Below are 11,416 nucleotides of genomic sequence, written 5' to 3'. Positions count from 1 at the left end.
TCACTAAGCTAGATAAAATTAGTTTTGTTCATAAGTTTCACACAGCACATAACTTCGTTCTGGACGCCCGACTGAACCATACAGCAATTGTGTCTCCAAAACCCCGTCTTCTACAAGGTGTTCCAGGTATCGCCTCGCTGTCGAACGACTGGTGCCAATCATTCTACTCACCTCTGTCGCTGTAAGACTCGAGTGCCCTTTTTCCTGAAACAAATGAGCGACTTTTTCAAGTGTCAACGCATCGATGCCTTTTGGAAATGCTTTTTCAGAAGAGACTTGTACAGGCGAATAAAATAACGCGTCGATCTCACTCTGGGTGACAGCTTCTTGGCACGAAAGTGCTTTCGCCGTGTTGTCGAGTTGTTTGAACGTCTTATGAAGTCGGGACTCGTCAAATGGTTTCACCAGGTAATCGAACACGCCGTAGGAATGAAGCGTCTCAACATCCTTCCGGGAATTAGCTGCCGTCACCATGACAATCCGAATGGCCGGATAAGTCGCTCTGACCTGTTTGACAAGTTCATAGCCTTCAACGTCTGGAATATACAAGTCCATCAATAACACGGTCGGCTGCTCCAACAGAAGTGCTTCTTGAAGAGCAGTTCCCGTTAAAAACTGACGAACGCGCGCCTCCGGTTTCAGGGCTGTTATGTAGTCGGCATGGATTGCCGCAATACGAAAATCGTCCTCTAGCAGCCAAATATCCATTTCTTCACGTCCTTTCTAACGTTAGTAAGAAGCAAGCGCCACCCAGATCACTTTCTTCGAGTAAAAGAGTGCCTCCCACTTTTTGAAGCGCTTGTTCACTGAGCGCCAGCCCATAGCCACGGTCGAACCCGTCTTTCGTCGAGTAGCCCAGCGTAAAAATGTGAGCTGCCGTTTCATCAGCGATTCCGGGTCCGTTGTCCTGCACTTCGATGATCAGTTCATGTCTATACTCTTGCAAAACAACTTGGATTCTTTTGTCTTCTTGTGTAGCTTTTTGCAAAGCCTCGATAGCGTTTTGCAACACGTTGCCAAGTGCCATGACAAGGGCGTCAATTTGGGAATCGGAATAATCTCCAAGAATCTCTTCTGCCTCTACTGTAACAGCAATCCCTCGCTCTTTCGCCTCTGAAATCTTCCCTTCCAATAAAGCCTGAATCAGCACAGGTCCTTGCTTTCCTAGCATCTGTTGCTGGGTCGAGGAATCCTGTTGTTCCTGCCGAATGAATGAGATGGCTTCCGCAACATTTTGGCGCTTCAAAAGGCCAAGAAGCACATGCAGTTTATTCGAGAACTCATGTGTCTTTGCGCGCTGCATGTGTCCTTGTTGCTTGACCCGCGTCAATTCGTTTGTCAGCTCTTCATACTCGAGCTTCGTCCGGAAGAAGTACAGATAGCCGGGTCCTTGATCATGCTTTAATGGCGCTTTAGAGATGATGATTGCTTGTTGTTGAAGCGGAATCTCAAGGGCCCGAATGCTTTTTTCGTTCACCAGTTTTTCCGGAAGTACGGCGTGAAGCGTACCACCTTGTTGTAGCGCAGGAATCAGTTCTCTGGCACGTGCGTTGGAAATGATGACGTCATTCGAAGTGGAAGCAAGCACAATTCCGTCTGTCGTTTCTTCAAGGATGGTGTGGTAAGCCGAATAGAGATCGGCAATCTCGGTCGGCTGCATGCCAAGTAGTTGATTTTTCACGTAAAGCGCCAAGAGCCATGCTGCTCCAAATCCACCTAGCGCCACTAATAAGGACACGAGGAGCCAGCCTTGAAAAGCCGTGGCGATGGTCGTCTGGATATCCTGAGTCAAATACCCAACCGAAATAATACCGACCACTTCATCGTCTACGATGACCGGAACCTTGCCACGAATGGATTCTCCAAGAGAGCCCGTTGTGATGGAGACAATCGCCTCTCGGTTCACGAGCGCTGAATCATTGTCCCCACCTACCATCGACAGACCGATCTTCTCTGGGTCCGGATGCGTGTAGCGAATACCTTGCGCGTTGCCAATCACCACAAAAGTCGCTCCCGTTTCCTGGCGAATTTCTTCCGCAATCGGTTGGAGGACAGTCGTTGGGTCTCTTTCAGAAAACGCAGCGAGTACGTCAGGTCGGTCGGCTATCAAATAGGCACTCGTCAATGCCTTGTCTCCCATCTCTTCGACAATCGAATCTTGCAGATAGTGATTGATCATGACGAGAAACAACACGCAGATCGTCAAGATGATGGCACTGATCGTAAGCACTAGCCGTGCAGCCAGCGAGCGTTTGAGTCGATTCACCAGAGTCCCTCCTTCCGAATAGAAAAAAGCCCTCACTTTCGCAAGGGCAAGAACATCTTTACTCTAAGTTTAGCACGAATTCTGTTTTACAAACAGACTACCTTTTGCCGGGTACCCCTCTTATACTTGAACTACTACGAGTCAAAGGAGTGGAGACAATTGACGGAACACAAACCTCTTGATGCTGGACCTTTCTTTCATGGGACGAAAGCTGACCTAAAGCTTGGCGAATTGTTGGTGCCTCGTCGCATGTCCAATTATCAGGATCAGGCGCTGAGCCACATCTACTTTACAGCCACGTTGGACGCGGCCAAATGGGGTGCTGAACTTGCGCAGAATGGCGAGCAGGAACACATTTATCTGGTCGAACCTACTGGAGACTTTGAAAATGATCCGAACCTTACTGACAAACGCTTTCCTGGAAACCCTACACGTTCTTACCGCTCTACTTCGCCTCTAAAAATTGTGGCAGAGCTCGGGAAGTGGGAGCGCCACTCCGACGAACAGATTGCGGCGATGTATGCGGCTTTAGAAAAGTTGACTACAGAAGGCAAAAATGTGATTGAAGATTGAAATCAAGCCCGCTTTAAGTGCGGGCTTATGATATTAAAATCTCGTCCATAGAATCTGCACCAACAACAAGATTGTCACCACCCGCAAAATGGGCTTCACATACTTCGGATTCAACTTTTCCGCGATACGAACTCCAGCTTGCGCTCCCGCAACTGAGCCCACCAAAAGGGCAAGCGTCAAAGGCCAAATGATTTCGCCAGCTGCTATATAGGTGGCAGCAGCTCCAAAACAACTGGAGAATGTCGCCAAGCGCACAAATCCGATTGCGCGGATGTAGGAAATGTTCAAATAGCTGAATAAGTAGAGCATCAGCGTCCCTTGACCAGGCCCGAACATGCCGTCATAAATTCCAATACTGTAAAGGCCCGCTACACTTTTCTTTGAAATCTCAAGATCTGAAGTTCCACCAAATCCTTTCTTCCCAAAAAATGATGTTACAAAAGCGAATAGTAAGAGAATGCTGACCACGACATACATCTGCTCTTCCGGAATAGCCGTTGCAATCAAACCTCCCGTGATACCTCCCAGCAGACTGACCGGAACCAACCAAACCGATTCTTTCAACGTGATGGTTTTCTTTTTGATTAAATAGTAGAAGCTCGAAAATGAGCTGACCGTGTTGGAAACTTTGTTGGCTCCAATGGCAGAATGAACTGGAATTCCGAGTAGCAACATGGCCGGTAAACTGATCAATCCACCGCCCCCAGCGAGCGTTCCGAGCGTGGTGGCAAGCAGGCCGATTCCGAACATCACTATGTACTCCACACCTATCACCTCTTTACCCTCACTATACGCCTGTCCTAATGATAAATAAATTTAATCTATTTTATGATTGTTTATAAGTAAAACCGATGACTTCTGGATAGTCGATTTCAATTAATTATCGGAATTATTTGTATATTAATCGCCGGTAGATTACACTTTAAATGGAGCCTCGTATTTGCGTCCATTTCACCCACATTTATCCCCGAAAGCTGATTCTAATTCAGAAAGTAGGAACCCCATGTTAGCAACCACCGACGTACCATCACCAGTACGAAATCCTGATGAACTTCAGGCGATTTTGAAAGCATTTCGCTACCACCTTGCAAGTAAAACTGATCGACGAGCTTTCCACATTTTCTCGAATAAAACACTTGAACTGCTAGTTTCGATTAGACCAAAAACGATTCTTGAACTTCTCAGAGTTCCCGGCATCAGCCTTACAAAAGCAGAAGAATTTGGAGAAGAGCTACTTGTTATCATTCATCGCCATGAAACTGGACTTCCCCAATCATTTGAGTGGACCCATTTTTCCAGAGCGGCAAGGCGCAATGTCTTTTCGTTGGATGAGGTGCTCGACGATGCCAGTGAAAAAGTCAAACTTGCATTGCGTCAATTTCGCTATGAACGATCCACTCAACTCGCGCAGCCTGCTTACGTCATTTTCACCAATCAAACCTTGCTCGCTATAGCGGAGAAAAAGCCGACTACTCTAGAAGAACTTGCGACCATTTATGGAATTGGACAGAGGAAATTAGAAGACCATGGCGAAGCGATTCTCGATGTGGTTCGGCAAAGGATTCTTGCTGAGGACCTTGCAGTGCCAGACGAGACAAGTGCTTGATCAGAGACCGCCCTTACAATTGGGGCGGTCTTTTTACTTGGGGATTTACTTTAATCGTGAGGTCCTTATGTGCAAAGGTCTTTGCTCAAATTGGGGATTTTAGGTACCTCGGATTTTAGGTACCTGGGATTTTAGGTACCTGTGCACTACACAATTCTGATTATGAACTACAATTGCATAATTAATAAGGAGCAACCGCGGTATGTCGCGGTTGCTCCTTCGTTTATGCAAATTGTGTTGAATTGTTTGGTGCACAGGTACCTTCTAAGCCCCCGCTCTACAACAGCCCAACCAACAACTCATCCTCAGAAGCGAGTGCTTCGTAGGAGCCGTCTTCGTCGTTAGCTAAGACGCTACGCAATAGTTTTCGCGCTTCGTTTTTGTTGCCGAGCAGGACTTCGACGCGAGCCCGTTCGTACCGGGAAGCATCGTAGAAGCCAGAGTTTTTGTCGAAGGTGGCGAGTAGTTCACTGGCTGCTTCGGTGTCGCCTAAATCGACAAATGATACGGCACGGCCGATCCGGAATTCGTTGTGTTGCTGAACGATGGCTGTTAGCCGCTTGTTGAAGTTCTTCAAATACGGGCCAGCTTTGTCACCATGCAAGAATTCGAGTGATTTCCAAATCATCGAGTAGAATTCCACATAGTATGGGCTAATCTGTAAACCTTGCTCGAGCACGTCGATGGCACGCTGGTACTCTTCTTCGAAGGCATACGACTGGGCCAAACCGTCGTAGAGCTGCAAATCGTGTGGCGTGCGTTCTAATAAGGAAGCGATTCGCTTTCGAACTTCTTGATTGTCCTTGGCATTTGGCTTCTGTTCAAGCTTGAGCCCGTAAGCCAGTATCAAGAAACGTTCGGCTGCAGAACCCTCGACTTTCGCATAAGAAAGTAGCAGCTTGATCGCTTCTTCTGGTTGGTTCGAATTTAGATAGAATTCAGCCAATTTGATTGCCGGTTGCTCATCTCCTGGCAGCAGTTTACGCGCTTCCTCGTAGAAAGTGATAGCATATCCAGCGTAATAGATTTGCTTCCCTTTTGAAACCACCGCTGCGAGACCACTTTCTTCATCTTCCGCCAGTTGGAAGAAGTTGCTTTCCATATGGGAAGCAAGGTTTTGATAATGCAGTGCCCATTGGTCTTTCGGCAGCTTTTTGAGATGGCGATTGGCCAGTAGGGTCTTCTTCTGATTCTGCAAAATGAGCAGGAAGATTCCCGTGAACTCGTCGTCCTCTGGATGTTGGGCCATTAATTCTTTCACTTGTTTCAGAGCTACTTTCGAGCGACCCGTGTCAACCAAGAAGTTGAGGTAGACCTTGTGCGCAAGGTACGCATTGGATTCTTGTGTAGCTAATAAGTACAATTCCTCTGCCTGCTCCAGATTACCGCTAGCTTGAGCAATTTCTGCTTGTATTACGTAGTACCATTCCTGACTGACTTTCGTTTGAAGACTCGCAAAGAACTGGGCGAGTTCGTCTAATTTTTCCTCTTCATGAGCTGCGCGCAACATGGCATCCACGGATACTAAATCTTTCGACGCCTGATACGAGAAATAACAAATTTTGAGGACAGTCGCAAAGTCGCCTTGTTGTTCATAAAACTCGATCAGTGCCGGAAGGGCTTCCTCATGGAATGGCGCAATACGCAATAAGCGCTTCATTCGAACAAAGAATTCCTCCATATCTTCGCGTTCATTTGAGAGTCTTGCAAGTTGATTCAGTGCAACGATGTGGTCGCTGGCCTTGTTGTACAATTGTTCTGCCGTTTGGGAAATACCCATCTGTTCATAAAGCTGCCCTTCCAGTGACAACAGTTCAGGGCTTGTCTCACGCGAACGAATCTTTGCGAATGTATCCACGACACGTGCAAGTAATACCGGCTCATTTGAGAAATCGATGTAATGAATCGCAAGGTCTTCCAACTCATCCCCCGTTGCCGTTTCGATGCGTTCCTCTAATCGGCGGGCAATACGCTCTTTCAACGTCCAGTCCTCAAAGTTTTCAGCAAAACGTGAAATCTCAAATAGCACCGACAGTTCCTCTCGTTGCAATGTCTTGTCAACAATCGCCAATGCCTCGTCTTTTTTGTCTTGCTGCAACAGTGTTTGCGCGATGTGCAGTTGAAGCTCCACATCTTCCGGCTCAACAATTGCCGCCTGCTCGTAATAGTGTTGAGCTTTCGCAAAGTTCCCGTTGTCGGACTCAAGAGAAGCAAGCTCCATGAGAATCCCGACTGCTTGAGGCAGTTTGGCATGCCCTTCTTCCAACACTTCGCGGTGCTTCTTCGGGTCAGTGTCGTGAATTTCTGCCAAGCGTAAATAAGCAAACGGTTCACTTGGGTCCATATCTAGCGACTTGCGGTAAAGTGTCTCTGCTTCATTTAAGCGAAGTTGGTACTGACGAGCACGCGCCATTTCATAGACGGCATAGGCATCTTTCGGATTTTCTTTTGCCATCGTTTCAAAGCGGCTAAAAGCTTCTTCATAGGCACTGTTTTCGAAATAGACAAGAGCCAATGTGGCCTGTGCAAACGCATCTTTTGGAGACATGCGCAGCGCAATCTCTGCCCACTTGTACGCACGCAAATGATAGCCAATCTGCTGATCCATGCGTGCTAAATAACTGTAGACGATGGATTGATAAGGATTTCCCTCAAGCGACCTGTGGAATGCCTTTAATGCATACTCCACCTGGCCCAGTTTCATATGACTGACCGCTTTGATAAACTGCGCATTTGAATTCGTAGCTAACCCCGGAAACTTGAGACAAGCCAGTGCCTTGTCATACTTCTCTTTCCAGAAATAGTAGTGTGCTTGCAAGAGCTTCACGTCTCGATGCGATTCACCGAATGTCTCTGCCACTAACGCCAACCACTTTTCTGCCGTTTCCTGAGCTACTTCGTTCGACTGCATCAACAGACCGATGACAGCTGTCGAAACGTCCCCTGGGTGCTTCTCGAAGAAAGCAGCGGCATCAAAGTTTTCTTCGTCCTCATCAGAGGTCACTTTATAAAGTTCTTCAAAGAAAGTATGATCGTTTGCATCGAACCACTCACGCACAAAGGCCTTCTCCTTTGGGAAGAAAACGAGACTCAAGTTGTCGCGAAGTTGGTATGTTTCTTTTAGCTTGTCGTAGCGAAGATTGAACGGATTGACGTCATTTGGATCTTGGATCAAAAGTGTCTGAAGCTGATCATCGTAACCGACCACCACCTGGACATGAGCGTTCATCTCAATCAACGTGCTCAGCAGGATAGGAAGGCCCGCGTCGATCAGTTTCTTGTAATTTTCCACGGTTCCTTTGAAGTAGACACTTTCAAACCCGCTATCGGTCATGTACTCACGTGCATGATAAAGTTGCGTACCTTGGTCTTCTTTCACCGCACGAGCGATTGTTTCTTGCTCCTCTTGAACTCCAAATGATTGCAAGATGAGTGACAGTGAAGCTGGAACGCAGTAGTTGACCTTTTGAACATTTTGCTGCAACTCGAGTTGCACGCGTTTTCCGGAGTGTTCAGTTGAGAAAAACTCATAAGGTTCATTTTTAAAATAAGCTGCGTGCTTCTTGACGTGTTCGGCCAGTTCATTAAATCGCTCCAGCTTATACAGCGCATGCGCCTCAATGTAGACAAAAGAGTTCTTTAAATGGTGAAACGGATTTAACCCGTTCACCGCATGCAGTTCTGAGAGTGCCTGTTCATAATCCTCCGCAAGATACAGAGACGGCACACGTTCAGCACGTAAAATGAATGAATTGGGGTGGCTATTTAGACAAGCCGTTATGTACTCAAGCGACTTTTTAGGCTCTCCTTCCAAAATGTACAGATCCGTTAAAATTAAATTCAGGCGCTGTAGATACTCAGATTTTTGCTCGTCCGAAAGAGATTCGATCAGCGTGATCGCCTGTTCCCGCTCAATTTTATCCATCAGCAAATAGACCTCATAGAGTGGCGTGAGACTTTCCAACTTTTCTAAAAGGGCATGTTGCTGTTCAGCTTCCTCAAAACGCAAAAGGCCTCCGTAAATACGGGCAAGCAGATGCGCCGCTTCCACTTGTAAGTTATGAGGAATTTCTCCCTCAAGACTTTCCTGGAACACCCGATTCACGACTAGCTCTTCGGCTTTAAAAGAATGGCCTTGGTTGAACAAGACGCCGGCTTGCCATAACGTCGTTTGCAAAGAATTAAATTTCTTATGTGCATGGCGTTTCAAAAAATCTGCGTACTGCATCATGTGATTGTCGTAAGCTTGTTGAATCAACGCATTGTAGTCTTCTTCTTTGCGAAGTCCAGCCAGGAATTGTTTTAAGGCTGTGAGAGATTTTTGCTCCCATAAGTCATTTATGATGTGAAGTAAGGATTTCTCTATAGTGGAAGTGGTCATTCATGGGCTCCGTTCTGATGTAGTGACTTGCTTTCTTTATCATACGATTTGCGGATGTGAAATTATAGAGATTTTTCAAATTATTTATATGTTGGAAGAATCAGGCGTTGAATGAAAAAAACGACCTTGAGAGTTCAAGGTCGTCGGGCAAATCAAGGCTGCTATTATTTTTTCGGCAAGTTCATGTATTTGTTTTCAACCCATGTATCGAACTTGTCTTTGTGCTCGTACTGCATCGTGTCGTACATTTCCGGATTGACAGTGCTAAATTTTTCTTTGAATAGCTCTAAATCGAACTCTTCCATTTCAAGCTCTCGCTTCACTTGGTGAAACAGTTTCGTGAAGTCGCTGTTTTTGTACTTCGTATCTTTCTTGGTCACGACGATTTTTTGGCCATCTTTTTTTAAGCCTAATCTGTTGGCGATAGACGCTGCTTCTTCTTTCACTGCGTAAACGCGATCATGCAAAGCTAAGCTGATGATAACATCATGCGTTTTTGGCGTATCGTAGTTTTCAAGTTCTTTCACTGCATTCAAGCGCGTTTCCCAGCTTGATCGGTCACGGGCATCTTTAATCAAATCTGAAATGACCGCTTCTGTATTGTTTTCATTCATCTAAATCTCTCCTCATCAAATCATAGTGCTGTTCACTTACTATGTCTTCTATCATTTAGTATAGTTCCACTGCTATCCCTTAATTATAGTATGAACTGCGGTTGTATACAAATAACTGAAAATACGGGATTTGCATTTTCCAGAAATCCCCTCTGAGGTACCTGTGCACCGAACAATTCAACACAATTTGCATAAATGAAGGAGCAAGCGCCTTACGAGGCGGTTGCTCCTTCATATTTATGAAATTGTAGTGAATAAATTAATTTGTTCGGTGCACAGGTACCTTCAAAACAGGTGCTTTCAAAACTCAGTCCTTGTCCGTCACATCATATTTCTCTGGTGATTTTGCGACCTTGATTAGCGCAAAGACAATCAACAGACAGAGAATCAATGCTGGAACACCGCCAAGGTTCGATAACATTTTAATCCCATCAATTTTCGCGAAACTAATCATGATCCACGCGATGACCCCGATGGTGACACCCCATGTCACTTTGATCCAGATGCCTGGCTCAGGTGTTTCCGGAGTGATGCCCGTAGAACTGATACTTCCCATAGCTGAAATATTGGAGTCGGCTGCTGTTACGAACGAAATAAACACGATGAATAAGTAGATTGGAATGATTAGTGCAGCTAACGGGAAGTCCCCGAGCACTGCATATAACACAGATTCAGGTCCTTGGTTAATCATGATATCGCCAAGTTTTCCTTCTGTCATCTGCTTGTGAATTGCCGTTCCTCCGAAAATAGTCATCCAAAGTGCACCAAAGACAGATGGCAAGGCAAAGTTAACTAAAATAAAAGCACGTACTGTGTAGCCATACGAGATTCTACCTAAGAACAATGCAGCAATGGCTGCCCACGCGAACCAGTTTGCCCAGTAAAACACTGTCCACCACTGAGGCCATAAATCGCCTGCGCCAGCTCCTGTAAAGAGACTCATTTTAAAGAAGTTGGATAGAAAATGACCAAATGATTCTGTTCCTAGATTTAGAATGTAAGCAGTTGGACCTGCAACAAATAGAAATGCGATGATTCCTATGTAAGCTTTGATATTGATATCGGATAAGATCCGAATCCCTTTCATCAGACCCGTGGAAGCTGAAATGACAAATGTTACTGTGATCACAAGGGCAATGATAGCCCATAGGGTCGGTCCACTTTCAAATCCAGCTAGATAGTTCACACCACCTGCAAGGTTGATAATACTTGTTCCCATTGCAGCTGCCATCCCTAGCGCTAAGGTATAGAGACACAGTGCATCAATTAATTTGCCCCAGCCGCCTGATACCTTATCACCAAATAGAGGCGCAAGAGTTGAACTCAAACTAAATGGACGGCGCATATTGTAATATGCAAATGCAAACATCAAAGCTGGTATACAATAGATGGCATAAGGTGTGACCGTCCAGTGCAAGTACATGGTAGCCATCGAGAAGATGGCTGCATCTCCACTGTTTGCTTCAAGCCCTAACGATTCGGGTGGAGCGGTCAAGTGATAAATCGGCTCGACTATACCCCAGAATGTTACGCCTGCTGCTATTGTCGTCGTTAACGTAATGGCCATCCAGTTGGTCAGTTTCAACATCGGTTTTGCTTTTTTACCGCCAATTCGAACTTTTCCTAATGGGGAAAAATACACAAAAACTACAGTTACTAACATTAAAAGTCCACTTAAACTAAAGAGCCAGCCAACATTCGCTAATAACCAATCATTCCCGCTAGTTGCAAGCTCGATAAATAAATCGCGATTGGTAAAGCTAAAGATCGCTGCGGCAATCAATAGTAAAAATGGTGGCCAAAATACGGCATTTCTTAACTTCTTCATCTCCTTTTCCCCTTTTCCTCTAGTAAATTTTATCTAAACACCTTATACCTACGCTTTAAGTAGTGTAAAGTGCATGGTTCTCTTAATTTGGTCGGAGTGATGCAACGTTCAGATTGCTTCGCCAAAGCAGGCTTCACTGGTCCCTTAC

Annotated in this window: 8 protein-coding genes; 2 read left to right on the top strand and 6 right to left on the bottom strand. The window is 45.7% G+C overall.

What is annotated here, in order from left to right:
* Positions 1 to 18 precede the first annotated feature (18 nt).
* Together MKY84_RS05215 and MKY84_RS05210 are read right to left on the bottom strand one after the other, a co-directional pair.
* Positions 19 to 708 carry a response regulator gene (locus MKY84_RS05215; RefSeq protein ID WP_342528256.1) on the bottom strand — a complete coding sequence of 230 codons (690 nt, stop codon included), beginning with the start codon at positions 706 to 708 and terminating at the stop codon, positions 19 to 21.
* A 4-nt stretch (positions 709 to 712) separates the two neighbouring features.
* Positions 713 to 2,266: a sensor histidine kinase gene (locus tag MKY84_RS05210; protein WP_342528255.1), complete on the bottom strand. Its 1,554-nt coding sequence runs from the start codon at positions 2,264 to 2,266 to the stop codon at positions 713 to 715.
* Positions 2,267 to 2,425: 159 nt separating this feature from the next.
* Between MKY84_RS05210 and arr the strand changes: the two genes are divergently transcribed.
* A complete protein-coding gene (gene arr, locus MKY84_RS05205; protein WP_342528254.1) occupies positions 2,426 to 2,839 on the top strand; it encodes an NAD(+)--rifampin ADP-ribosyltransferase in 414 nt (137 codons plus the stop codon).
* Positions 2,840 to 2,872: 33 nt separating this feature from the next.
* Here arr and MKY84_RS05200 read toward each other — a convergent pair whose 3' ends face one another.
* A complete protein-coding gene (locus MKY84_RS05200; protein ID WP_342528253.1) occupies positions 2,873 to 3,604 on the bottom strand; it encodes a sulfite exporter TauE/SafE family protein in 732 nt (243 codons plus the stop codon).
* A gap of 238 nt (positions 3,605 to 3,842) precedes the next feature.
* Here MKY84_RS05200 and MKY84_RS05195 point away from each other — a divergent pair, with 238 nt between their 5' ends.
* Entirely contained in the window at positions 3,843 to 4,445 is a 603-nt protein-coding gene (locus MKY84_RS05195) for an HRDC domain-containing protein (RefSeq protein ID WP_342528252.1), read from the top strand.
* A 277-nt stretch (positions 4,446 to 4,722) separates the two neighbouring features.
* On the opposite strand, the gene MKY84_RS05190 is transcribed toward MKY84_RS05195, so the two are convergent.
* The 3 genes from MKY84_RS05190 to MKY84_RS05180 all read right to left on the bottom strand — a co-directional run bounded on the left by MKY84_RS05190 (position 4,723) and on the right by MKY84_RS05180 (position 11,268).
* Positions 4,723 to 8,826: a tetratricopeptide repeat protein gene (locus tag MKY84_RS05190; protein WP_342528251.1), complete on the bottom strand. Its 4,104-nt coding sequence runs from the start codon at positions 8,824 to 8,826 to the stop codon at positions 4,723 to 4,725.
* 164 nt (positions 8,827 to 8,990) lie between these two features.
* Entirely contained in the window at positions 8,991 to 9,440 is a 450-nt protein-coding gene (locus MKY84_RS05185; protein ID WP_342528249.1) for a HEAT repeat domain-containing protein, read from the bottom strand.
* 307 nt (positions 9,441 to 9,747) lie between these two features.
* On the bottom strand, positions 9,748 to 11,268 hold the full coding sequence (locus tag MKY84_RS05180; RefSeq protein ID WP_342528248.1) for a BCCT family transporter: 1,521 nt from the start codon (positions 11,266 to 11,268) through the stop codon (positions 9,748 to 9,750).
* Positions 11,269 to 11,416 lie beyond the last annotated feature (148 nt).

Origin of the sequence: Chryseomicrobium sp. FSL W7-1435, from assembly GCF_038595005.1 — a bacterium.
Classification (GTDB): Bacteria; Bacillota; Bacilli; order Bacillales_A; family Planococcaceae; genus Chryseomicrobium.
Note: the sequence above shows the minus strand (reverse complement) of the source record. Positions and strands in the feature narration are given on the sequence as shown.

Excerpts from the sequence above, each read along its gene's own strand:
- MKY84_RS05180 (WP_342528248.1), bottom strand. The coding sequence starts at position 11,268 with ATGAAGAAGTTAAGAAATGCCGTATTTTGGCCACCATTTTTACTATTG.
- MKY84_RS05190 (WP_342528251.1), bottom strand. The coding sequence starts at position 8,826 with ATGACCACTTCCACTATAGAGAAATCCTTACTTCACATCATAAATGAC.
- MKY84_RS05215 (WP_342528256.1), bottom strand. The coding sequence starts at position 708 with ATGGATATTTGGCTGCTAGAGGACGATTTTCGTATTGCGGCAATCCAT.
- MKY84_RS05185 (WP_342528249.1), bottom strand. The coding sequence starts at position 9,440 with ATGAATGAAAACAATACAGAAGCGGTCATTTCAGATTTGATTAAAGAT.
- MKY84_RS05195 (WP_342528252.1), top strand. The coding sequence starts at position 3,843 with ATGTTAGCAACCACCGACGTACCATCACCAGTACGAAATCCTGATGAA.